This is a genomic window from Fibrobacter sp. UWB15 (assembly GCF_900177705.1).
Taxonomy (GTDB): Bacteria; Fibrobacterota; Fibrobacteria; order Fibrobacterales; family Fibrobacteraceae; genus Fibrobacter.
Window position 1 is genome coordinate 1 of sequence record NZ_FXBA01000015.1, and the last position, 24452, is coordinate 24452.

Sequence of the window (24452 nt, forward strand, 5' to 3'; positions counted from 1 at the left end):
TAAAGTCTTGGTCCCGTTAATCACGTTCGTATTATTGACTATTCCAAGAAATCTCTTGGACCCGTCACTAAGCACATCTCCGATTCCTTCAATCTTCCCGGCGGCCTCGCGGGCCTCCGTTCTCGTTCGTTTGAGCTTTTCGGCTCTCTCGTTCGAGGGTGAGGCCAATTATAGAACTTTATGTGACGATTGTCAAGAGGTTTTGCGCATTTTTTTCATTTTTTTTCACTTTTTTCCATTTTTTTGTAAAACATTCGTTCTATATCCACATAATATTCAATTTATCAACACTCTATTAACATATTTATTTTGGCTATAGCCGATCATAGGCATTGTTTTTTACCGATTTTTCTTTTTTCCCGGTTCTTTTCTATAATTCCATATATGAGTTACGAATGCAGACACCTGAGAAACACCTTCTGCAACAAGCGGAAAAAGGAATGCGATCCGGGAGCCCCCGGTTGCGTTCTCCGCGGGCGGTTCGTATTCCCCTTTAGCGAATCCGCCAACGACTCCAAAAAGAAACCTAGAGCGAACAAGGACTAACTCACCTTGTTCAAGATTGGCTACATTTTCGAAAAACTACTATACAAGGCACTGCTTGTATCTGGTTGGAAGCATCACGTCGTTCAGTCCAATCTAAACTTTGTACATTCCAACCCGTCAAAAATAATTTATAATAAAGAATACAAACAAATTATTTTAAACCTTACGCACCATATAAGCGATATTCTTTTCGACTTCAGTTCGTTCAAAAAATTACCACACGATTTTGGCAGTTATCCGATCAAGCAAAACGGAATTACATATAAATTATCTAGCAACAGTGAATTTGTACTAAACAAGATGCGCGCTGGCGGAATATTCCTTACCGCACACTACGGCAATTACGAAGCCATTGGCCCGTGGCTTTGCCGCTTGGGCATTCCGCTCAAGGCAAGTTATATTCCGCTAAAGCCCGCATGGCTCAATCGCATTGTCGAAAACAGAATCCGTTCTGTAGACAAACAAAATTATTCCGTGAACGCAAGGAACCCGCGCGAGTTCTTGCGACTGCTCGACGAAAAAAATCTATTCTGCTTATTGATGGATCAGGACAGCCGAATCGAAAGTGCAGCCGAAGCAACGTTTCTCGGAAAAAAAGTGCACGTCAATCCGCTGCCGGATTTTTTGCTGAAGCACCGCCCGGGAACTCCCGTATTCATCTGCTGGCTAGATGAACCGAAATCCAGCAACGAAAGAATTCTGCATGCCATCGAGGTGACCCCCATAAACAACAGCATCAACGATGTGTTCAACCGCTGGCTCGAAAATCGAATTGCCGAAGAACCTACGCTATGGTACGGCTGGACTCACCGCCGGTTTTACAGCTGCGATCCCAAAATATATGGATAAATATTCCAAGATGGAATAACTGGCTTTACTCCATTTTACAGAAAAAACTATATATATGAATATAACAGAGTGTTGGGAATATGCAGATACTGGAAAACGAAAATCTTTTCAGCTTGGATGACGCGAAGGTAGTTCAGCCTCTCGCGAAACGCAAGCTTGTTCTTGTACAAATCAATAGTCCTTCCCTCAAAAAACTCCGCGCCATGCTTTCGGAAGAATACCCCATTATCGATGTGGATTCCGAAAAAGAAGCCGTACAATTGGTAGACAAGCAGCACGACAATATTTCTGCCATATTGTTCAATGTGGAACTGTGTAAGCAGAGCAACTTTTGGCTACAGAAAGTCCTGAACGAAGATAAACGTTTCGTAGGGATTCCGAACATAGGCATTTCTGCAGTCGCGGATTCTGACGACTACAAACTCTGCATTGCCGCCGGCGCAAACGAATACTTTGAACCGCCGTTCCGCAAAGAGCTCGTCATGCTCCGGATCAACAACGCCATCAGGGGAAAGGACTCGGCCACATTTTCCGAAGTCGAAAAAATCCTGAAGGAACTGCCGTCGAACATTTACCTGAAAGATGCCGAAGGCAAGTACGTTTTCGCGACGCACTACTGGCACCACTTGCATACCGAAGGAGACCCGAACTGGACCATCCGCGGAAAGACCGACATAGAAATTCGCGAAGACAAGGAAAATGCGCTGAAGGCCATGGAATCGGACAAGGAGCTTTTGCGCACTGGCAAGGGCACCAACTACGTCATTAAAGAAGAAGGTGAAAACGGGGTCGAGTATTTGGAACTTATCAAGCGGCCTGTCTTTGATGAAAACGGAAACATCAACGGAATTATCGCGCTCATCAACGATGTCACCGAAATCCAGTCGCTGAAACTGGAACTCGAAAAACGCTCCAAGACCGATTCGCTCACTGGTCTATTGAACAAGCAGGAAACCGAAAGCGCAATTTCCCGTATCATCGAAAACAACAGCGATGAACGCGGTGCCTTGATGATGATCGACGTAGACAAGTTCAAGGAAATAAACGATTCGTTCGGCCATGCCGCAGGAGACCGCGTACTCACGGCAATCGGGAACATTCTGTACAAGTCGTTCAAGGGAATGGATATTACGGGCCGTATCGGTGGCGATGAATTTATGGTATACTTGCGCGATATCAAGCCCGACACGGCAATCAAGCTTGCCGCAATGATTTCGGATAAAGCAAGACACCTTTTTCAAGGTGAACCCTTAGAAAGACACGTTTCGCTTTCAATAGGAATATCCGTATTCCCCGAACACGGTAAGAAATTCGAAGACCTGTACCGTGCTGCCGACATGGCGCTTTACTTTGTAAAGGAACATGGCAGGGACTTTTACAATATGTATTCTCCAGAACTGAAGAGCTTGCACAAGTAGTCTTGCGCATCGGACGCATTCCCGGAAAATCTTCGTCTGTCCAGAACCTGGAATACCAGCAAAGATAAATGAACGCAAGAAGCGTAAAGCCTGCAATGCAGAATAGTTCAAACAACATAACTGTTGTTACATAATCAGTTGGTGTGTACATTCTAACCCCGTAGTGGAAAAACCACAATACACCAAAAACCGCGCCAAATATATATTTTGGCGCGGCTCAAGTCAAACTGATTTGATTACGGAAATCTAGTATTAATTACACTAAATTGCTTACTGAAAAATTAGTTGGCGGTACGCATTCCGGCAGCTTCGAATGTAGCCTTGTTCTTCGGATCGGGAACGGCGACGTTTGTGATCCAGTTGTATTCGGCAATGCCGGCGAGACCGACGCGGGCGCAAAGCTGGTCGCGGGCCACATTGTAGGCATTGAGAATCTGGATCTTTTCGGTGTCGGAAGCCTTGTCGATACGTTCGGACCAGCGGACTCCGAGTTCCACGAGAGCGGCACTTGCCTTCACGTAGAGCTTCGCCTTTTCGGTTGTAATTTCCGAAGTGTTGGGAGCCGTGAATGCATCGACCTGTACGATAGGCACGGTCTTCGGAGTGGATGCCTGTACCTGGCTCATTTCAGGTACGTTATCGTCGGCGCTATCGCAAGCGACAAACACCGGAGTTACGAAAAAAGAGGCGATCATCAACAACGCCACTTTTAGGATTCGTCTTGACATATCAGCCTCTTTTTCAAAATACTAGCGGCTTGTGGGCTCGAACCACAGACCTGCGGATTATGATTCCGACGCTCTACCAACTGAGCTAAGCCGCCAAATTTTTCCCAAATTTAGTCAATTAGTTAAAAAAATTCAAGGGGTTCATTCAAAATAAACTGTAGTTTCTACAAATTTTTCGCCCCATTCGATCAATTGCCAGCCAGGAGCGGCACTTTTCAGATTAAAATAGGGTACGTTGGGATCAATCTGGAACTGAGTCGCCGGTGCAACATGCACAATCTGGCGACCCATGTTCACTTCGAACTGGTGATGGTAGTGGCCCGCGTAGATGTGGGTCAAGTTCTTGATTTCTGCAAGAACCTGCTGGACTTCGACCATGTTTTCCAAGTGGTAACGCAAGTCCATGAAGCGGTGACCGCAGAAGCAAGGCGGATGATGCATGAACAGGATGATTTCATCCTTGATCTTTGCAGCCTCGTTCTTAAGCCAAGTCAACTGTTCCGGTGAAACATTCCCGCAGGCACTATCCAGGAAAAAGATAGTCCGGCCGTTCAGGTCGTAGCGGTAAAAACACCTGTCACCATGAATCACGGAATCGAGGTCAAAATATTTCCGCATGACATCGAGGTCATCATGGTTGCCCGGAATAGTGCAATAAGGAATCTTGTAATCCTTGAGGAGGGAAGCAACATATTCATATGCACCCGGATCCGAATTTTCGGAAAGGTCTCCGGACAACACCAAAAGATCCAGGTTCTGCATAGACTTGGAATAGAGAGCCTTGCGGAAATTCGCACAAACATCGATTCCCTGTACGAGCTCGTTTCCGTTACCGATATGAATATCGGATATCTGACCTATGTTAAGGATCTTTGATGACATTTTGTTTGTACAATATAACTATTATATCTAGGCTGTGTTTCTAATTTTTTCCTTTTTACTGCCATATGTGACAAAAATCATAGCATTTTCAACACATTTTGGTGCATCGTCTGTGAATTGGCATTGAAAACTCACCTTCAACACTTATCAACATTGAAAAAAGTGAACACATTGAAAGTTTTCAACATTTATTTTCTTCATTTTTAGTTTTATAAGTTTTTGCCTCTCATAGACTTATGATTTCGTTTTCACAAATTTATCCACTATTCACCCTATCAATTATCATTATCATTTATATAAATATATGATGTTTAATAGTATAGGTGTGGATTTGAATTTTTCCTCTCCTTTTAGCTAAAAAACAAAGACCCTCTGTTAAGAGGGTACTTTAGTTGTGATTTTGCTTTTAACTAAAGAAGAGCGTTTACTTCTTTCTTAGGATTTACGGAAGCAGCCGGCTTTTCTGCAGCGACGGGCTTGATGTTCATCTGGCAGTTGCCCTGGAATACGGCACCTTCCTGGATGATAAGACGCTTGGTCTTGATGTTGCCTTCGTACTGAGAAGAGCTTTCGAGGATGAGCTTGTCGGAGCAGTCGATGTTACCCTTGACGGAGCCTGCGATAACGGCGGTGGTAGTCTTGATTTCACCTTCGACATAACCCTGGCGTTCGACGATGAGTTCACCTTCGATAGAGATGCTGCCGTTGATGGTTCCTGCGACACGAACGTCACTGTTACCGCTGATGTCGCCCTTGATGGTCACGCTGTGGCCGATTTGGGTAATTTCCTGTTCCTTTGTTGCCATTTTTTCCTCATGAATAAAAAATTCGATTTAGATATAGTGAATTTATAAAAAAATTCCGGTAACTGGTAACTAAAAGCTTGTAACTTTTTAATAGTTAATAAATAATTCCGGGTCCATTTCCTTTCCGTCTTTGGTGATAGAATAGTGCAGGTGGGGGGCACTGCTGTTGCCCGTGTTACCGACGGTTCCGATAATTTCACCCTTTCCTACATTCCTGCCCTTGCGGGTACGGATATCTTTCAGGTGGGAATAGCTGGTTATGTAGCCGTTCTGGTGGTTGATGACGACCGTGTTGCCCAGTTCGTTCTTGGGACCTGCGAATTCTACGACACCGCTACCCGATGCAAAGACCGGATTTCCGACCTGGGCCGAAAAGTCGGTTCCCAGGTGATCTTCCATTTCGTTGTATTTCTTGCTTACGATGCCGACTACCGGAATCACGTTCGGAATATGTTCCAGACGGACTTTGTCTTCGTGAGGTTTCCAGCCGCCTTCGTAATCGACGTCGATTTTTTCGGAAGGCGTATGGGCGAAGCGGCTCTTGTCAATGAGACTGTTGATGACGCCGGAATCGTTTTCGATGAAAGTCCCGAGGATATTCTGGATACGTTCTTCCAGAACCCAAAGGGAGTCGATTCTTGAGAAGAGTTCTTCGTAGTTGGCGTTCTGCTTAACCAGCTGGGCGTTGGCGGTACGCATTTTTTCGTGCTGCACGACAATTTTTGTGATTCGGCCTGCATTATAAATAAGGAATCCAGTACCGATTACAAGTGCGACCAGGAAGATTTTCAGGAAAAGGAACCATTTCGTGTTGACACGGTAGCTCTTGATTTCCTTGGAGTCTTCCGGAATGATTTGAACTTTATAGTACTTGCCTTTCATCTATCGATTTTCCATGAGTTCCTGGATTCGGGTAAGGTCGTCCATGGAATAATAGTTAATAACGATTGAACCCTTGGTCTCGGTCGAGGCGCTCGGATTGATTTGAACCTTAGTGCCGAAGAAGGTTTCGAGGCGGGATTCGAATTGTTTCATGTCGGCGCTGAGTTCCATCTTCGGCTTGGCAGGTGCATCCGGCTTGTCGGCGTGGACTTCCGGCTGGTCCTCTGAAGACTGCTCCGGTTCACCCTCTCTCGTCTCTCGTCTCTCGTCTTTCGTCTGGCTAATATCTTCGCCGCGGGCAATCGCTTCGATCTGGCGGACGTTCAGGCCTTCTTCGATAATGCGCTTGGCGACTTCTTCGGGGTTCTGGATCTTGTCGCTGCAGAGGGCGCGAGCGGCACCGCCCGAAATTTTTCCTTCTTCTATCCACAAAAGCACGACTTCCGGGAGCTTGAGAAGGCGGAGACTGTTGGTAATTGCGGAGCGCGACTTACTCACAATCTTGGACAGATCTTCGTGGGTGTAGCCGTGATTATCGATTAATTGTTGATAGGACTTGGCGACTTCGACCGGGTTCAGGTCGACACGCTGGATATTTTCGATGAGGGCCCATTCGGCCATGGCCTTGTCGTCGAGGTTTTCGTAAACCTGGGCCTTGATCGTCGGAAGTCCGGCGAGCTTGCTTGCACGGGTACGGCGTTCACCGCTGATAAGCTGATAACGATCGCCCACCTTGCGGACAGCGATCGGCTGGATCAACCCGTGGTGTTCGATAGATTCGGCGAGTTCCACCAATTCGTCGTCGCTGAAAACCTTGCGCGGCTGGAACGGGTTCGGGTCGATGAGTTCGACATTGATTTCGACAACTTTCTGGGAGTTGTCAACAGTTTCGGATTTTTCGGCATTGTTTTCGCCAGATTGTGGATTGGACTGTTGAATGTCAGAGGCTGCCGGAGCGGAATGATCCTTGAGAATATCGGCGAGGCTGCGGCCCAGTGCGAAAGACTTTTTACCCATAATAATTTAGTTGACAGTTAGAAGTAGACGGTAGGAAGTAAAGTAATTACAGAATCCGAATAAAGATTACTTCCCTTTATTTAAAATTTCTTCGGCGAGTTTCATGTACGCTTGTGCACCACTGCTCTGCACATCGTAAAGGATGGCGGGCTTGCCGTGGCTCGGTGCTTCGGAGAGTTTCACGTTGCGCGGAATCATTGCCTGGAAAACGGTATCGCTCAGGTTTTCACGTACTTCTTCGGCGACCTGCTTGCAGAGGCTCAGGCGGGAATCGTACATGGTGAGGAGCGCACCTTCAATCTTGAGGTTTGCGTTCAGATTCTTCTGGACTTCGCGGATCGTCTTGAAAAGTTCGGTCATACCCTGCAGGGCGTAGTATTCACACTGAACCGGAATCAAAACACTGGTGGCTGCGGTCAGCACGTTCAGCGTCAAAAGGTTCAGGCTCGGAGGAGCGTCGATGATGATGAATTCGAAGGACTGCTTGAGGACATTCATCACGCGTTCGAGACGACGTTCGCGGCTCATGGCATTTACCAGTTCGATTTCCATGACGGCGAGGTCCGGGCCGGAAGTAATGACCTTGAGGTAATCGAGGCTCGTATCGAGGATAGCTTCTTTGATATTGTCGTAGGTAATATTGTCCGGATTGTCGGCCATGTTCAGGACTTCGTGGATATCCACATCTTGAAGTTCGTTATAGCCCAAACCCTGCGACGCGTTACCCTGCGGGTCCATGTCGATAAGGAGTGTCTTCTTTTCCAATGCGGCAAAACTGGCGGCCAGGTTGACGGCGGTCGTGGTCTTGCCCACGCCACCTTTCTGGTTGCAGACTGCTATCACTTTACTCATTCATTACCTCGAGTGACTAAGGCGTAAACTTGTTCTTCCTGCGGGAGTGCATATTTATATATGTGTACTTCCGGATTCGATTCCAGGTGAACAATATTGTTGAAACTTTTCAGCGTGATGAATTTACCGCCACGCTTGAGTCCCGGCTGGGCGCGTTCCCAGTCGTTTTCGAAAGTCGAGAGCGCGCGGCAACTCACAAAATCCAGATAGGCAAGTCCCGAAGTTTCGAAGCGCTTGCCCACGACGGTCAGGTTCTTGAGACCGAGTTTTCCTTTGGCGTAGTTCATGAACTCCACGCGCATGTGGCGGGGTTCGACGGCAAAGAATTCCACCTCGGGCATCACGATCGCGAGCGGGAAAATCGGACAACCTGCACCCGCACCCATGTCGGCCCACTTGACACCGGGCTGAATATCCTTCACTATATATATATAGGGAACGAGGGAATCTGCGATGTGGCGGCTCAAGAATTTTTCGGAATCCTTCGCCGAAATCAGGTTGCCGAACTGCTTGGTCTCTACTACCAAGTCTGCAAAATCATAAAGCTTGCCCAGAACATCTTCGGACAGCTGCACACCATGTTCTTGCAAGAACTGGTTCAAGAGATTCTGCTGGTTTGTGTTGTTTCTATAGGAACGTTCCACGTGGAACAATTTAGTATTATGAATTGTGAATACAAGAAAAAAGGGCTTTTGCCCTTTCACTTTTTAAAAATATCCGTGGATAAGTTTTTGATAAATGTGGATTTTGTGTGAATAGAAAACAGTAGGAAGTAGGATGTAGACAGTAGAAAGTAGTTGGTGGATGGTGGTTAGAATGTTCCACGTGGAACACTTATGATATATTTTTTGTTGGCAGGGCGGCCGAGGAGGTCGAAATGTTTTGCGTTTTTGTAATTGACTGCCGGGCGAACTTTGTGATGGATGGATGTGGTCATCTCATTATATACGTAGAAAACTTTATAAATGGTGCTGTCGTTAACCATTTTTCGCGTTGTCACAAAACCATTGTCCGTTTCTTCAATGGTATAGATACTGAGAATGTTGTCTTTCACATCCATGGAATCGTCATCGTTAAAGTGGTATATCTTTTCGATGCATTGATCTTTGTTGTCGGGATCATGGGTGATAAGATATCCGTCATAGCCACGAGAAAAATAATCGCTGCCGCTTTCGAAGAATGATTTTAAGACAAAGAGGGAGTCGTTCCTGACAACTCTTTTTTCAACTCGACTCGTTTCGTAACTAGAGCCGTTCTTATAACCGCGAGTAGAAGAACTGCCGTATGAAGAGTCTTGACTGATGTAGGTTGTATCTGCGTATTTGGATCCTTCGCCGCCGTAGATGGCATAAATTTTATCACCGTCTCGTTCAATGGTGATTGATTGCGAAACAGTACTTTTGACTTTTAAGGAATCAATGTCGCTACCTTCGTAATTAATCGTTTTTTCGAGGGTGTTTCCATTCCATACTATTTTCCTTGTGTTATAACGAGGAACGAATGTTTCTATAAGCTCTTCGCCGACTAAGGTGCGAATCAGGGTATATGTGCTTGCACTATCTGGTCGTGCGTTTGGGAGAGTGTTTATCTGTCCAAAGGTTGCAAGGTTGACACAGTCCAATGCAAGGGAATAGACTGCGAGGGAAAGAATAATGAAGAATGTCTTTTTCATATGAGAAAATATAGTAAAAGGTTTTATGTTTGCTTGGTTGTGTTCCACGTGAAACACAACCAAGGTTACCAAGCAAAAATGTGCTCGCATATTTTTCCTCATAGAGGATAACTCAACTACGAAACTAAAGTTTCAAGTTTCATATATATTTGGTAACCGCAGGGTGTCGGACTTTGGCGAAGCCAAAGGCCAAACATCTCACTTCTTATAATATATAGTGGTGTATTCATTGCCGCCGTAGCAGGGGCCGGGGGCTTTGATGTATCTGTTGTGGTCGAACTTGATTGATTTCTGGATGAGGGTGTTTCCCTTCACTTCATATTCGTAGGTGTCGATGATGAAGCCGTTGTCACTTTTCCGGCTGCACTTGCTTTCGTTGTTTGGATTGCGATAGATAATCCATTGCTTGGGAACCCAGTTGTCGACTTCGTGGATGGTATCGTTCTTGATGTAGAATATCTGGTGCTGTTCCTTGTTCAGATCGATATAGACGGAATCTTTTCCGCGGTAGACGGTGAAGTGCCATTTGTCCTTCGAGGATTTCCAGTCGTATTTCGTGACCTTGCCGACCTTGGTGGAGTCGATTTTCCAGTCGGGAATGTAGGTGGATCTTTTTTCGACATTGCGGGCAAGGCAAGATTGGTACAGGTTCATACTGTCGAGGTGATTGCCTGTCCAGTGATATTTGATGGTATAGACCAGCCCGTTTTGTTCCTGATAGAGACTGTCCGGCAACATTTCGCCGGGCATGATGAGGGCGTGATCCTGAAAGTTCGTTGTGAAATAATCAAATGTGTGTCGGATGCAGTCGACCGCATGGGCATTCAACACAACGAGTGTTAGTAGAAAAAATATTCTCTTCATAATTGTTCCACGTGAAACATGCGATAGCGAGTGTTGCGACGAAATACTTGTATTTCGGCATAACCGAGCATGAGCATGTTGGGACTTTGGCTTTGCCAAAGTCCCAACATGACACAAAGTGTCAAGGGGATGGATGTATATTTAACTATAGAACCTTTTCAGGAAGGCTTTCTATGTGCAGCGGTTGCTGTTCCCTTATTGCAGCGATTTTCTTGGTCTCATTATTTATAATGTGGTACTAGATAGTGATTTCTACCCTATTGCCTTCGGGGTCGAGGACGACACTTTCGTAATACCCGTCGCCGGTGGTCCGGGGCTCCCCTATCACCTGGATTCCGGCGTCAGACATTTGCCGGGTGAGTCGGTCTACCTCTTCTTTTGAACCGACCGAAAAGGAAAGATGGGTTAGGCCGCAATGTTCCACGTGGAACATTGCGGCAATATCAGGGCGGTGCATCACCTCCAACCGGGCGCCACTTTCGAAGGTGACGAATCGACTAGTGAACTGCTTGACCGGATTGTGGTAAATCGGGTGAACTACCCCACCGAAATACTTTCGGTAGAATTCGCAGACCTTGTCGATATCTTTCGCCCAGATGGCGACGTGTTCAATTTTCATTCTTTTAGAACCTTACGGCTTGCCACGAAGGCAGAGTGAGTTTGCGTTGGCCCCTTTTGAAAGGATTGTTTCGGTGGCGCAAATTCCTGTCCATATTAGGGAGCTCTTGAAATCGAAACCGCTATGGCTTCTTCCTCTGGTTGGTTCCACTGCTGGTTCCTCCTCCTTTTGAGGGTCGTCTATCGGAGTCGATTCGTCGCCATAGTTGACCCTGAAGACAAGGGCGCTATCGATTTTCGGAAGAGGTTCCGTTTTTTGAGGAGGCAGGAGCTGTGCGCTTGACAGTGCCACCATCGTTATAACGGTAAGTGTGATTACTTGAAATTTCATAGACTAACCTCCAATGTCTATAATATAAAAAAAGGAAAGACGAAATACAATCTGCTAATTATTTATATTTCTCTTGGAGGTCAATATGATTGAGATTGAAGTTATCCAGGGCGACATCACCAAGCTTGCGGTGGATGCCATTGTGAATGCGGCAAACTGCTCCCTGCTGGGTGGTGGCGGTGTCGATGGGGCAATTCACCGGGCGGCGGGTCCGGAACTCTTGCGGGCGTGCATTCCCCTGAACGGTTGCGAGACGGGCAAGGCGAAAATCACTCCGGGTTTCAGACTCCCGGCCAAGTTCGTCATCCATACTCCGGGGCCGGTCTATCGGGATGGTCAACATGGCGAACCTGCACTTTTGGAGTCTTGCTACAAAAGTTGTCTGGACTTGGCCGAGGAGAACGGCTGCGAGACGGTCGCCTTCCCCGCTATTTCTTGTGGAGTTTATGGCTACCCCTGGGAGGCCGCCACCGAGATTGCCGTGAAGACGGCTCGCGACTACCCGGCGCAAAAAGTGAAGAAAGTCATCTTCTGTTGTTTTGGCGAGGAGATGGAAAAGCTGTATAAAGAAAAAGTAGGCAGTAGGAAGTAGACGGTAGGAAGGAATTGAAGCGAGATGAATTCATTCGTGATTTAGGGCGCTTTGTCGGAATCATTGGAGTTTTCACTGGTCATTACCTACTATTTTTGTATATTTAACCCAAGTAGAAATGCCGGAGCAAGTCCGGTATGAATTGTTTTAAAAAGGAAGATTCTCATGGAAGAAGTCGTAAAATTTCTCAAGGAATGTGGCGCCTACTTTTTGGCAACGGTAGACGGTGACCAGCCGCGTGTTCGCCCGTTCGGTACCGCCAACATTTTCGAGGGCAAGCTCTATATCCAGACTGGCAAGTCGAAGGACTGCTCCAAGCAGATCCAGAAGAACGGCAAGGTCGAAATCTGTGCCATGAACAAGGCCGGTAACGAATGGGTCCGCGTCGCCGGAACACTCGTCCGCGACGACCGCCGCGAACCGAAGGTCGACATGCTGGAGCACTACCCCGAGCTCAAGTCGATGTACTCCCCCGACGACGACAACACCGAGACGCTCTACTTCAAGGATGCGACTGCCACATTCTACAGTTTTACGGCCGCACCCCGTACGGTAAAGTTCTAGTTTTTTCTGAAAATTCGTTTTGAAAAATCCCGGCTTTTGAAGTCGGGATTTTTGTTTTATACTGTTTTAAAGCCGCATATTGTTGATAACTTTTATAAACATAATATAAACATCGCGTTTCACGTGAAACACAATAATTTTGTTTTGGTGGATAAGTTTGGGATTTGTCTAACAGGTTTGACAATAGAATGTTGAAATATCACCACCAATGTGGACATGTTTCACGTGAAACATGGTGATTTGTGAATATGTTGTGGGATTTGACGAAAAATTGTGGAATAGTATCTTGTAATTTTAAACATTATATCAACACACGACTTTTCCCATTATTGTACATTTTTTGAACAGAACAAGCTGTGTTGATAAAAAAGGCCTTCACCGGCAAAGGGTGAAGGCCTGAACCTTAAGGATGAATTTTTGTTATTTGGCGGTGATGAGATCGCTGCAATCCTGGTTTGCGTTTTCTTCTTCGTAGAAGTAAACGATAGCCTCATCGTTGACAATACACTTTTTGGTGTAATTGGCCGGGCAACCATTGCCGAGTGTTGCAGTCAAGTAACCTTCAACGGAAACGCACTGGGCGACAGCAGCTTCGGCAGTTGCGGAACCGGCAGCGTATTCGTCGCAGGAGCTGGTCGTAACGCCCATCATGGAAATTTCCATATTGCAGGAAACGACATCGCCAGTCGGGCCGATCGGAGTATCAACCGGAGTATCAACCGGAGTGTCGATCGGAGTATCAACCGGAGTGTCAACCGGAGTGTCGATCGGTGTATCAACCGGAGTGTCGATCGGTGTATCAATCGGAGTGTCAATTGGAGTATTGATTGTTTTTGCGGTATTTTCAACGCAACGAACAGTCATAGCGCTCTTGTTGTCATAGCTGGGACCGATGAGAATCATATCGTCGGTCATTTCGAAATATCTGGAGTGGGTACGGTAGCCATCACCCGGTGTTGCGGTCCACTGGTAAATAGAAGTCGTCTTCTGGGTGACTTCGAAGTCGAGTACGCGATCATAGTAACCGTTCGGGGTAAGGGCGAAACCATAGACGTCCCAACCATTCATGTTGAATTCCCAACCGAAGTTGGAACGGAGCTTATAGGCGACGCTGTCTTCGAATTGTTTGTAATCCGAAGTCCCTGCAACGAAAGCGAAAAGTTCTTCCCATTCGGAAATGGTCGGAACGTGCCAGCCTTCGGGGCATGCACCCTGGTGTTCATTTTCAATCACTACGAGAGTAGTCGACCAAGTGGATTCGTCAATGTCCATGGCACCGTACCAAGAATAGTAACGACCATCTTTAGCACAGTTCGTGGTTGCGTCGAAGCACCAGCTGTCGAATGTGTCGTAGTTCAAGTTCTGGGCGAGCCAGTTTTGGTTACCTATTTTGATCGTTTTGTAAGTCTGGCCGTCGCGGGCGTCGGTAATGGAACCAAAGTTAAAGTTGCGGTCGACTATGGGGGCGATAACACGATTTGTGGAATCCTGGCCGGCGTAGGCGCCATTCCACTGGGTACCATCGCATTCGAATGTCATCTGTTCGAAGTTGACGAAAACCTTGGAACCGGCACGTTCGGCGTTACATTCGATTTCGTACAGTTCTGACAGTTTATTCGTGTAAGTCGGTACACCCTTTTCGTCGGTGGGAGTTTCCAATTCGAGTGAACAGGCCGAAATGAGGCTTGCCACTACGGCTGCAGACAACTTTATATAGCGTGGGTTGATTTTCATGGATGTTCTCCTTTTGAATCCAAAAAGTTTTGAGCAAATATAAAAACAATGTAAGCAAAAACGTGATAAAAATAACATTTGTGTGTAATTTTAGTGTAAATGAAATAAAATGCGTTAAATTGTTATTATATTTGTATTGCTTTTTTTTGTGGTAAAAGAGCGAGAAACAAAAGGGTAAAAAAATGAAAAAAATTATCGCAATGTGCGGCTTGGCACTGTTCTTCTGTTCATGTGCCGGCGTTCATGTAAAGCAGCCTGAAATTGGCAATGTGAAGAAGATTGCCATTGTTAGCGTTGCAAGTAACGAAGAATACAAGGACATTGAAGAAGTCCAAGGCAAGAAGGAAAACCTCCTCCTTACCGCGGTTGGCAATGTTCTTAAGGACAACGTCGAAATCTTCACCGAAGGTCAGAAGACTGTTGTTTCTCATGGCGCCAACGAACTCAACAAGATGTTCGATTCCATTGACGGCTGGGAAGCTATTCCTTTTGGCGAAGTCATCAACAACGAAGATGTCAAGGCAAACCTCGTGAACATGGACTTGGCCGAAGCGCTTAAGGATATCTTCACTCGCGACCGTTTCATTGCCCCCGAAGGTCTTGGCAAGCTTCCTTATGAAGCTGTGAAGCCGGAAGGAATTCATTATGTGAATGGCGAACGCATCGAAGCTGCAATGCATCGTTCCTTGGGCAAGATTTGCCAGTCCCTGAACGTCGATGCCGTTGTCGTTGCTGAATTCCTCTTTGCATACAAGAAGGGCATGATGACGAAGATTACAAGCAACGTGACCCCGATTGTTACGTTGAATGTCGCTGTCATTGACAAGGACGGCAACCTGGTTCTCTACACTGACCGCGGCTGGGAAGTGCTCGAAGGCGATCAGTCTGCCAAGTATGCCAACAGCGTTGTCGACATGCACCGCGATGCATCTGTGGACGCTTACAAGCGCGCTGCCGATATGATTGTGGAAGCTTTCAAGAAGAAGGCCACTGCAAAGCTCGGCGGAAAGTAATCGAAATTTTTTATTACGACAAAAAGCCTGGCCCCGTGCCAGTTTTTTTTGATGTTTACGCGTGAGTCCATTTATAGGGCTCATGTCGTGTGTGTTTCACAAGAAATAAGTCTATATTGATTATACCGCAAGCGGAGATGCCTGGCGGTAATTTGGAGGATATGATGAAATTTGCAATTCTTGGGTGTGGACATATCGCGACTAAGATGGCCGCGGCGGTAAAGGCAATTGAAAATCGGGGCGTAGAAGCTTATGCGGTAGCATCGCGTTCGCTAGAAAAAGCCGAAAAATTTGCGAAGGATTATGGTTTCGGCCGCGCCTACGGTAGCTACGAGGAACTTGCGAAAGACCCGGCGGTCGACCTGATTTATATCGCTACCCCACATTCCGAGCATTACAACAATATTCTGCTTTGCCTGGAACATGGCAAGAACTTGCTCGTGGAAAAGGCGTTTACCGCGAATGCCCTGATGGCATCCGAGGTGATTGCGCTTGCCGAAGAAAAGGGCGTGTTCCTGAGCGAGGCCATGTGGACGCGGTTCTTGCCTGCGGTGCAGATGGTCAAGGATTTGATCAATGCCGGTAAGATTGGCAAGGTCGAAAGTGTGGAGGCTGATTTTTCGATGCCGCTTTCGCATATTGAACGCTTGCGTAAGCCGGAACTCGCGGGTGGCGCGCTTTTGGACTTGGGCATTTACAGCCTGACCTTTGCGGATATTTTTTTGACAGATGAGGCGATTTGCAGAGTTGGTTGCGATGGCGACTGTGCCGAAAACCATATTGTGCAGACGAAAACTCACTGTGTCAAGTTCCACACAGGTGTCGATGCTACGGACTGGATTGACTTGGTTTATGCGAATGGCCAGGTGGCGCACCTTAAAACTTCGATGGTGGCGCCTCTCAAGAACGAGGGCGTGATTTATGGCGAAGACGGATTTATCCGCGTGCAGAATTTGAACGACATGGTCGAAATCAAGCTGTTCGATAAGGCGGGCACGCTGCTGGAATCGATTACTCCCCCACGCATCGAAAACTGTTACGAGTACGAGGTGCTGGCCTGTAAGGCGGCGCTTGAAAAAGGGCTCAAGGAATGCCCCGAGATGCCGCACAGCAAAACCATGCAGATGATGACGCAGATGGATAACCTCCGCGCTGCATGGGGTGTGTCTTACCCGTTCGAACTCAGCCCCGGCGAAGTCTGGAACCGCAGCGGCGACAAATCGTTCCTTGAAATTTATGACATCGAGACCGGCGAATCGAAACTGCTCAAGACGTTTGACAAGGTGATCGAGGCGCCCAACTGGAGCGCCGACGGAAAGTTCCTCACCTTCAACAGCGAAGGTCGCATTTATAAATATGAGATTGCATCGGGTGATGTGACCGAGGTGCCGAGCCACTTTGTGGACAACTGCAATAACGACCACGTACTTGCACCCGACGGCGAGGGACTTTTCGTGAGCCACCATACTAAAGAAGACGGACTTTCGCGCATTTACAAGATTTTCTTTGATGGCCGCATGCCGGAACTGGTAACTCCCCTTGCGCCGAGTTACCTTCACGGTATTACTCTTGATGGCAAGATGCTCGCCTACTGCGCCGAACGCAATGGTGAATATGATATATACACCATTCCGACTGCTGGTGGAAATGAAACCCAGTTGACGACAGCGTTTGGCTTGAATGACGGCCCCGAATATGACTGCGATGGCGAATACATCTGGTTCAATTCGGTGCGCACCGGCCGTATGCAGGCGTGGCGCATGAGGGCCGACGGTTCCGAGCAGATGCAGATGACTTTTGATGCGCATTGGAATACCTGGTTCCCGCACATTTCGCCCGACCGCACGAAGGTGGTGATGCTTGCCTACCATGAGCGCGACGTGCGCCCCGGCGAACATGTTCCGAACAAGAACGTGGAAATTCGCCTGATGACGGGTAGCGATAAAACCGGCTGGAGCGAGCCCCGCACAATTCTAAAGCTGTTCGGCGGCCAAGGCACAATCAACGTGAATTCGTGGGCCCCCGACAGCAAGCGTTTCGCGTATGTAAGGTACGAGAAAAATTTGTGAGACGGCACCGTATTTTCCTTTTTTGATAATAATTCAAAAAAACATCGTTGGGGAGGTTATGACAAATTATCCAAAAAAAAAGAGGATAATTGTTAAATTCCGTTATTTTAGATTATATTTTATATAGAAAAAGGAAGGAGAATAAGATGTCGTATTCAGTTCATAAACTGTCTCGCTTGGCATTTTTACTGCTGGCTGTGGCCATTTCGGCAAACGCCCATACCATCAAGTACATCTTGAACGGGGGAGTCAACGATCCGGACAACCCGACAAGCTATGTGAGCGAAAAATCGGATTTGGTTTTGAAGGATCCCACTCGTGATGGTTTCGCATTCTTAGGGTGGTTTATCGTTGCGGCTGATTCCGTTGATTTTATGGATTCCAAGTATTTTGAATACTATCAGGGAAAAAGTAAAATTTCGATCAGCTATTATCTTGGGAGTTTTACCGTAGAGGCAAAGTGGGGGTTGATCCCGAAGACTCCGAAACAAGATGAGCGTGGGTGTTACCTGATCCACGATGCCGAAGAACTTTACGGTATAGCCTCGGTATCTACGCCCAACACATCTAAATATGATAGGGTTCGTTACTTTTTCGATGGTTGCATATCGCTCCAGAACGACATTGTGGTGAATGAAAACGTACTTGACAGTACTGGAAAATTATCCAAGGACGGATACGTTTCATGGATTATGCTTGGCTTTAAGGGAACCTTCGAAGGAAACGGATTCAAGATTTCCGGGTTAGTCGGTGAAGATGGCCTATTTGCAAGTTTAGGTGGCGAGGAGGACTACTGGCGGAAAAATATAACCTATGTGCAAAACCTGGGTTTAGTAGATTCATACTTTTATGGAGCCACAGTAGGAAGTATCGCTGGCGAAGTTGTCGGCCCCGTGCAAATGAAAAATATCTATACCGATGCGACGGTCTATGCTCCTGAAGGTAAGGCGGGCGGACTTGTGGGTGAAATCGGTGTAACAAACGACAATTGCCCTACCGCCGCGCCTGCCACATCTGATAGGAAGTTTGCATCGGCCGAGCCAGATGTGGACTTGTCGAAAATGGCCCTTGTAGAGAATGCCTATAGTATCGGTCATGTCGAGGGTGAATATGCTAGCGGCATTACGCCGGTCATGGATGCGGCCATATTGAGGAACGTCTATTTTGCGGGCACGCTGAAAGGTGAATATACAGATTGCATCGTGCATACAAAGGGCTATACCTGCTATGCGAGCCAAAGCGTATTTAACGTAGAAAATGCCGTTTGCCTAGGGAAGGATACGACTGTTTCGAAGGCGAAATCACTCAGTTCGGCACAATTTGCAGACGGGACTGCATTGGAAATTCTTGCCCAAGGCAGTAACGGCTCTTGCTGGGTCCAAAAAATGGGGACAGACGCAACCCCGCTCATTTCGGATGTTCCGCAGTTCAATATTCAATACGTGTTGAGTGGTGGCGTGAATAATGAACAGAATCCGGAACATTATGCCAAAGGCGATGCGCCGTTCAAGTTGCTTGATCCGCAAAAAGAAGGCGATGAATTCGAAGGCTGGTTTATGGATGGAATGTTCACGCAAAAAGTCGATTCCGTAAACACGGGCCTTTATGGAAACTGGACGTTTCATGCGAAATGGAAGAGTTTATTTGTTATCAATATCGATTTGAATGGCGGAAACCGCTATAAAGGAAACCTTCAATATGAACCCTTAAAAATCAAGTGGTCTGCGGATTCGGCAACGTTTGTCCTTGAAAAAGCGGGTCGCATTGGGTATGAATTCGATGGATGGTACACGGACACCCTCTTTACAAACAAAATTACGGAAATTCCGGCAGGAAATACGGAAGATGTCACAGTACATGCCAAATGGAAGCTGCATGAATATACAATAACATATTATACGAACGGCGGCGTGAACGATCCGGACAACCCAACGACATTCAATATTTTAGATACCGGGTTTGTCTTTAAGGAACCTACTCGCGAAGGCGCGGAATTCCTGCATTGGTCGGCGGGTCATTTTGGATACAACAGATATACCAAGATTGACGAGATGAAAGATTTGACTTTGCGCGCAGAATGGATTCCGACCCCGCAAGAGCCAAAAAAAGATTCAAAGGGATGTTATCTTCTTACGTCTAAGGAAGAGCTGTATTGGTTTGCCGATCTTGTTAACGTGAAGGAGGTTTACGATGCGTGCGCCTCCCTTCAAAACGATATTGTCGTCAATGAGACTGTACCAAAGAAAATTACAGATAACCTGGATAGTTTCGTTTACTTTAATTGGTATCGTATTCACGATTTCAGGGGGAAATTTGCGGGGAATGGCCATTCTATTTCGGGCTTGATTGCAGACGATAATTGTATCAGCGAAACAGACCTTTATGGCGGCTTGTTCTGCATTGTCTGGGAACAAAAGTCGGTTACCGGGATTAAGATTAATAATTCTTTTGTTGAAGACTATGGCTACATAAATAATTTCTTCATTACCGGTGAACGCCATGCCCTTCCGAGTATTGCGGCAAAGCGCAGTTGGCAAGTCGATGTCCGCGGAAGTGACATCGAACTTTCCGGCCTCGCATCCGGAAAAATGCTTCTCGTAATGGATGTGCAGGGTCGCATTTTGCGAAAAATGAAAACGCAGCCTTCGATGGTTGTGAATTTCACGAGCAAGGGCAAGTTCTTGATTCGCTACGGACGCGAAACCAAGATGGTTACAATCCGCTAAATTTTATCGGATTATTTGCAGCTGAAGCCTTGTAATTCAAGGCCTGCACGCATCTCGCCGTAAGTCGAGGTGCGTTTCATGTCCATCGCCTTCATGAATCGGCAATTGTTGTCAATGTGCATGCGGAAGCCTGTCATGGTGGGTTCCACTTCGCCCTTGCCGCTTGCACGCACATGTTCAATCATCTGTTCGCGCCTGTCGCTCATTTCGGGCGGTACGAAAACGTCGGTGACGATATCGACATTTTCGATTTCGGTGGCGCCGAATACGAACGAGATGGTTACCAGGTTCTTGAGGCCGTTGAACTGTCCGGGCGTTTTGCACACCAGATTCTTGGGTGAATTTTTCGATTTCTTGGCCTTGGCGGATTGTGCAGCTTTCGCCTTGGGATTCGGTGTGTACTGTAAGGCGGCGAGCAGTTCTTCTTCTTTGACGGCGCCGACTAATTTGTTCACAATCTTGCCGTCGCGGATAAGGAAAAATGTGGGGAATGCCTGGATCGGGAGCGATGCCTTGATTTTTTCGATGCCCGGTTCGTCGATACCGATCGAGGCGATTTTGATGTCGTTGTAATTTTTCGCGATGCCGATGAGGGTTGGAATCATAATCAGGCACGGCGGGCAGCTGGTTGAAGAAATTTCCAGGATGACCGGTTTTTTGGACTGAAGAATCTCTTTCTCGAAATTGCTGTCGTTCACCTTGACGATTTTGATGTCTTCGTTATAGTTTTGGGCACTTGCGTTGGTGAAAAAGCCCGCGGCAAAGCAGATCGCGCAGGCGAGGGCTAAAAATTTATTCGGTTTCATGTTAAACAATATAGGAAAAAACTATTGCAAAAGTTCTTCGGGAACGCATTCGGCCATGGCCTCGTAAGCCTTGGCGCTCGGGTGCAAATGGTCGCCGGAATCGAAACCGCTGCTGAACTGTTTCGGATTGTCGTGACCGCGCACAGCCTTGTCAAAATCGACGCAGCCGTCAAAGTCGGGGGCGGTACGGAGCCATTCGTTGAACGCCATGCGGATAATGTCGCGATTTTCGTTGTAGGTGCGCCAGCCGTAAATCGGGAGTAGCGTGCCGCTGTAGATTTTGAGGCCGAGCTTGCGCGCATGCGTAATGTAGAGGGAGCGCACGCCGTTGATGAGGTCGTCGGCCGTGGGCATGTCGCTCCAAGGGCGGAACTTGTTGACCTCGACACCGACCGGGTGGATGATGTCGTTGATGCCGTGCTGCACGATGACAGCGCGTGCGCCTGCCACGTTCATTTCGATGGGGAAACGCGTGGCGCCTTTGAGACCGTAGGCCGCGTAGGTAATACAACTGTATTCGCGGAGGATTCGTGTGCCGCTCACCGCGCGACGGATGATAGCCACATTGTTAAAGCCCTCGCGTGCACAACGCAGCGTGAGATAATCGGGCCAGTCCTGCGCCGTGATGGAATCGCCGAAACACACCAGCGCAAAGTTCTTTTCTTCGGTGAAAATGTCGATCGTATTGAGGAAGTAAATCCAGTTCGTTTTGCGTGTGAGGTCATCGGGGAGAGTCGCGCTTTTGGCAAAGTTACCGTAGCTGTATTTGCCGCCCGAAAGCGGGCCCGTGATGGCCGTGCCTGCGTTCATCTGCGTGAAGTCGGCGAAGTAAAGGCTTACATCGAATGTTTCACCCGCGGTTACGTCGAACGGGATTTCGTCGCTCAGGATTTCTTCGCCCGCAGGGATTGCGGCGGAAGTGCGGCCGCCGAATGTAATTGCTGTAGGCGCGTACTCAATGTTGCTTGATGCATTGGCGAACTGCTCGCGTGAATCGGCGGAATGCGCGACATACGCCTCAGATATTGTCACGGGTTCCGTGCCGGTGAGGTTCGAAAAATGGAACCGCAACTTGTTCCCCGAAAAGCAGGCGCGAATCGGGTAACGCAGCGTCAAGTCCTTGGCGTAGGTAGCTTCTTTGCGGTCAGTGATAGAGGTGGCGTTTCCCCAGCAGGCAACCCATTTCGAAAATTTCCCTGGCATATTGACTCCGCGAATTGTTGACGATGTGCCAAAAATAGCTAATTTGCGGTTGCCTTGCTAGGTAGAAAATGAGCGAGATTTTGTACAGTAAAAAGAATGACCGGATTGAATGCGTGCGTTACAAGGATTGGCGCAAGTCGTACCCGCCGCACACGCATACCGCCCACATGACCGTCGGCTATATTGAAGAGGGCCGCGTTTGCATGGTGCTGAACGGCGAGGCGAAAATTTACGGCGCCGGAGAGCAGTTCCAGATTCCGCCGAATACGTTGCACGAAATCAAGACCGTCGGCGATGAATGTTATTCAATGGTGGTGCTGTGTACCGCTTTAGAGGTCGACGAGATTGTAGCTGAGGACTGCGCGCGGGATTATGAAAGTATAGTCGCGCGGTTAGATGAATTGCAAAAAAGCATCCTCGAAAATCCCGAAAACATTTACCTGATAGAACAAATGGCGCATGATGCATGCATCAGCCCGTTCCACATGATACGCGAATTCAAAAAGGCCTTCGGACTCACACCGCACCAGTTCCAGATGCAGTGCAAAGTCCGCAAGGCGCAAAAGTTGCTCAAAGAAAGGCCCGCGGCCGAGGTGACCTTTGACGCTGGATTTTACGACCAAAGCCACATGGACCGCTGCTTTAAAAAAGTCGTTGGCCTTTCTCCGAAAGAATACAAGAAAGCGGTGAAGCCTTAGCAAAGCGCTGGCATGAACTTTGCGAACAGATAAAGCCCCTGGTCGCCAGCATCTACCTGGTGCGGGACCTTCGCCGGCATAATCGAAATGACGCCCGGAACGTATTCGAGCTTGGCGCCGTCATTGGTGCAAATGCCGCTCCCTGCGATAACCTCGTGCGATTCGAGCTGGGTCTCGTGAATGTGCGTTTTGATGCTCTTGTTCGGCGCAATTCTCACCAAGTGATAGCTGAACGTGCCGCCGGTATCTTTTGCGGTAATGATATGCTTGAGTTCTACCCCCTCGAAAGTCGGATGCTTGGACCACGCGATATCTTTGAACGCGGCCGTTTTGCCCGGGAGCCTGAGCTCGCCCTCGTTGAATTTTTCGAAAATATCGTTACCGAGAATAGCATTTTCCATGATTAACTCCTATGATAGTGTTTCGTCCGCGACTTTTGCCAACTGTGTCGCGGTTATGCCCGAAATCTATATGAAGGGGTATGTGGAAAAATTGGATAAAATTGCGGAAAAGTGTGTGGGGCAAAAAATCTTTTTTACTACAATATGTTAGTTTGTGTAGTAAATTTATAATAAATAATTTTTAGTAATTTGTTCATAGTAATTTATATTTATAAAGCGAAGTTTTATTTGTAATATAGCAAGGGAGTTTTTGAATATGGCATTTGATAGTCGAGTTTACCGTATATTAATAGCAACACCTTCAGATGTTGACGAGGAACGAGATGCTATAACTAAAGCCATTCAGAATTGGAATAATCTAAATTCATTTAGCAAAAAGATCGTTTTGTTGCCTGTGAGGTGGGAAACTCATGCTGCTCCAGATTATGGAACTCGCCCTCAAGAGGTTATAAACAGGACAATAGTGGATGATTGTGATTTATTAGTTGGTTGTTTTTGGACGCGGATAGGCTCTCCAACAGGCAAAGAGGATAGCGGCACTATAGAAGAAATAAAAAGGGTGTCGTCTTCGGGTAAACCTGTTATGCTGTATTTCTCAAAAAGAGGTAAAGATCCATCGCAAATAGATTTGGAACAATTGAAAAAGTTGAATGAGTTTAAAGAGTCTATAAGAAATAATTCCTTGGTAGAGGAATATGTAAGTATAATTGATTTTAATGATAAACTGGCACGACAACTTGAGATAAAAGTTCGCGATTTAGAGGAAAACAAGGATGATGATAAGGTAATTTTGAGTACATCTTTTGTTTCAATTGATGATGCTAAATTGCAAGATAAGAACCTAGAAGAAAAAGTTATAATACCGGATTTGGATTATAATGAAATTGATGATTTGATATTAAAAAAGGAGGAATATAAGGAATATCGTGATAGCCTCATTCGTGAATGTGACAGGTATATTGAAATGAGCTCTAGACGCCCGCTAGTTTTCGGGATGCTTAATAAGAGTAAGTTTAATTTAACGGATTTTCTTATTGAGATAAACTTTTCGTCTGATGATGAAAAGTTCTTGGTGAAAAGCCGGAGTGTAAGCTTCCCCATAATTAGGACTGTTCATAACTAGACAAATGGCAATTCTGCCTGCGTCAAAATGCTACCTTTGGTAGCAAAGGAACAGCCAT

General features: G+C 46.9%; 25 protein-coding genes, 1 tRNA gene and 1 pseudogene. 11 read left to right on the forward strand and 16 right to left on the reverse strand.

Annotation, left to right across the window (positions count from 1 at the left end):
- The first annotated feature begins 384 nt into the window (after positions 1–384).
- From B9Y58_RS14795 to B9Y58_RS13795, 3 genes are all read left to right on the forward strand, one after another.
- Positions 385–546, forward strand: coding sequence for a hypothetical protein (locus tag B9Y58_RS14795; RefSeq protein ID WP_199220985.1), 162 nt, complete (start codon positions 385–387; stop codon positions 544–546).
- A 300-nt stretch (positions 547–846) separates the two neighbouring features.
- Positions 847–1395 carry a lysophospholipid acyltransferase family protein gene (locus B9Y58_RS13790; protein ID WP_233247995.1) on the forward strand — a complete coding sequence of 183 codons (549 nt, stop codon included), beginning with the start codon at positions 847–849 and terminating at the stop codon, positions 1393–1395.
- An 80-nt stretch (positions 1396–1475) separates the two neighbouring features.
- Entirely contained in the window at positions 1476–2813 is a 1338-nt protein-coding gene (locus B9Y58_RS13795) for a diguanylate cyclase domain-containing protein (protein WP_073058288.1), read from the forward strand.
- A 281-nt stretch (positions 2814–3094) separates the two neighbouring features.
- Here the strand turns inward: B9Y58_RS13795 and B9Y58_RS13800 are convergent, their stop codons facing one another.
- From B9Y58_RS13800 to B9Y58_RS13855, 12 genes are all read right to left on the reverse strand, one after another.
- Entirely contained in the window at positions 3095–3541 is a 447-nt protein-coding gene (locus B9Y58_RS13800; RefSeq protein ID WP_073058286.1) for a hypothetical protein, read from the reverse strand.
- Positions 3542–3563: 22 nt separating this feature from the next.
- Positions 3564–3636 (reverse strand) — tRNA-Met (locus B9Y58_RS13805).
- A gap of 46 nt (positions 3637–3682) precedes the next feature.
- Positions 3683–4423 carry a metallophosphoesterase family protein gene (locus tag B9Y58_RS13810; protein ID WP_073058264.1) on the reverse strand — a complete coding sequence of 247 codons (741 nt, stop codon included), beginning with the start codon at positions 4421–4423 and terminating at the stop codon, positions 3683–3685.
- Between the two features lie 410 nt (positions 4424–4833).
- Entirely contained in the window at positions 4834–5229 is a 396-nt protein-coding gene (locus B9Y58_RS13815; RefSeq protein ID WP_073058262.1) for a bactofilin family protein, read from the reverse strand.
- A gap of 87 nt (positions 5230–5316) precedes the next feature.
- A complete protein-coding gene (locus B9Y58_RS13820; RefSeq protein WP_073058260.1) occupies positions 5317–6111 on the reverse strand; it encodes a M23 family metallopeptidase in 795 nt (264 codons plus the stop codon).
- Positions 6112–7128 (reverse strand): ParB/RepB/Spo0J family partition protein, encoded by a 1017-nt coding sequence (locus B9Y58_RS13825; RefSeq protein ID WP_073058258.1) that lies wholly within the window; start codon positions 7126–7128, stop codon positions 6112–6114.
- A 66-nt stretch (positions 7129–7194) separates the two neighbouring features.
- Positions 7195–7980 (reverse strand): ParA family protein, encoded by a 786-nt coding sequence (locus tag B9Y58_RS13830; protein ID WP_073058256.1) that lies wholly within the window; start codon positions 7978–7980, stop codon positions 7195–7197.
- Entirely contained in the window at positions 7977–8624 is a 648-nt protein-coding gene (locus B9Y58_RS13835; RefSeq protein WP_158278374.1) for a 16S rRNA (guanine(527)-N(7))-methyltransferase RsmG, read from the reverse strand. The genes B9Y58_RS13830 and B9Y58_RS13835 overlap by 4 nt, the downstream gene beginning before the upstream one ends.
- A 167-nt stretch (positions 8625–8791) precedes the next feature.
- Positions 8792–9652 (reverse strand): hypothetical protein, encoded by an 861-nt coding sequence (locus B9Y58_RS13840; protein WP_073058252.1) that lies wholly within the window; start codon positions 9650–9652, stop codon positions 8792–8794.
- Between the two features lie 198 nt (positions 9653–9850).
- Entirely contained in the window at positions 9851–10516 is a 666-nt protein-coding gene (locus tag B9Y58_RS13845) for a hypothetical protein (RefSeq protein ID WP_144066159.1), read from the reverse strand.
- A gap of 238 nt (positions 10517–10754) precedes the next feature.
- Entirely contained in the window at positions 10755–11135 is a 381-nt protein-coding gene (locus B9Y58_RS13850; protein ID WP_073058248.1) for a VOC family protein, read from the reverse strand.
- A 12-nt stretch (positions 11136–11147) separates the two neighbouring features.
- A complete protein-coding gene (locus tag B9Y58_RS13855) occupies positions 11148–11465 on the reverse strand; it encodes a hypothetical protein (protein ID WP_073058246.1) in 318 nt (105 codons plus the stop codon).
- A gap of 85 nt (positions 11466–11550) precedes the next feature.
- Between B9Y58_RS13855 and B9Y58_RS13860 the strand changes: the two genes are divergently transcribed.
- On the forward strand, positions 11551–12057 hold the full coding sequence (locus tag B9Y58_RS13860; RefSeq protein ID WP_073058244.1) for an O-acetyl-ADP-ribose deacetylase: 507 nt from the start codon (positions 11551–11553) through the stop codon (positions 12055–12057).
- A 165-nt stretch (positions 12058–12222) separates the two neighbouring features.
- Positions 12223–12621, forward strand: a complete 399-nt coding sequence (locus tag B9Y58_RS13865; protein ID WP_073058242.1) for a pyridoxamine 5'-phosphate oxidase family protein — start codon at positions 12223–12225, stop codon at positions 12619–12621.
- Positions 12622–13041: 420 nt separating this feature from the next.
- On the opposite strand, the gene B9Y58_RS13870 is transcribed toward B9Y58_RS13865, so the two are convergent.
- Complete coding sequence (locus B9Y58_RS13870; protein WP_073058240.1) at positions 13042–14355, reverse strand: FISUMP domain-containing protein; 1314 nt, start codon at positions 14353–14355, stop codon at positions 13042–13044.
- Positions 14356–14537: 182 nt separating this feature from the next.
- Between B9Y58_RS13870 and B9Y58_RS13875 the strand changes: the two genes are divergently transcribed.
- The 4 genes and pseudogenes from B9Y58_RS13875 (at position 14538) to B9Y58_RS13885 (ending at position 20163) form a co-directional block, all read left to right on the forward strand.
- Entirely contained in the window at positions 14538–15368 is an 831-nt protein-coding gene (locus tag B9Y58_RS13875) for a hypothetical protein (protein WP_073058239.1), read from the forward strand.
- 206 nt (positions 15369–15574) lie between these two features.
- Positions 15575–16252: pseudogene (locus B9Y58_RS15190) on the forward strand (Gfo/Idh/MocA family protein); the annotation flags it as partial.
- A gap of 279 nt (positions 16253–16531) precedes the next feature.
- A complete protein-coding gene (locus B9Y58_RS15195; protein ID WP_369827993.1) occupies positions 16532–17437 on the forward strand; it encodes a TolB family protein in 906 nt (301 codons plus the stop codon).
- Between the two features lie 146 nt (positions 17438–17583).
- Positions 17584–20163: an InlB B-repeat-containing protein gene (locus B9Y58_RS13885; protein WP_073058238.1), complete on the forward strand. Its 2580-nt coding sequence runs from the start codon at positions 17584–17586 to the stop codon at positions 20161–20163.
- An 11-nt stretch (positions 20164–20174) separates the two neighbouring features.
- Here B9Y58_RS13885 and B9Y58_RS13890 read toward each other — a convergent pair whose 3' ends face one another.
- Entirely contained in the window at positions 20175–20969 is a 795-nt protein-coding gene (locus B9Y58_RS13890; protein ID WP_073058237.1) for a thioredoxin family protein, read from the reverse strand.
- Positions 20970–20990: 21 nt separating this feature from the next.
- Positions 20991–22172: an SGNH/GDSL hydrolase family protein gene (locus tag B9Y58_RS13895; protein ID WP_073058236.1), complete on the reverse strand. Its 1182-nt coding sequence runs from the start codon at positions 22170–22172 to the stop codon at positions 20991–20993.
- Positions 22173–22240: 68 nt separating this feature from the next.
- On the opposite strand from B9Y58_RS13895, the gene B9Y58_RS13900 reads away from it, so the two are divergent.
- Entirely contained in the window at positions 22241–22870 is a 630-nt protein-coding gene (locus B9Y58_RS13900; RefSeq protein WP_073058235.1) for a helix-turn-helix domain-containing protein, read from the forward strand.
- Here B9Y58_RS13900 and B9Y58_RS13905 read toward each other — a convergent pair.
- A complete protein-coding gene (locus B9Y58_RS13905) occupies positions 22867–23271 on the reverse strand; it encodes a cupin domain-containing protein (protein WP_073058234.1) in 405 nt (134 codons plus the stop codon). The genes B9Y58_RS13900 and B9Y58_RS13905 overlap by 4 nt on opposite strands.
- Before the next feature lie 256 nt (positions 23272–23527).
- On the opposite strand from B9Y58_RS13905, the gene B9Y58_RS13910 reads away from it, so the two are divergent.
- On the forward strand, positions 23528–24394 hold the full coding sequence (locus tag B9Y58_RS13910; protein ID WP_073058233.1) for a DUF4062 domain-containing protein: 867 nt from the start codon (positions 23528–23530) through the stop codon (positions 24392–24394).
- The last annotated feature ends 58 nt before the right edge of the window (positions 24395–24452 follow it).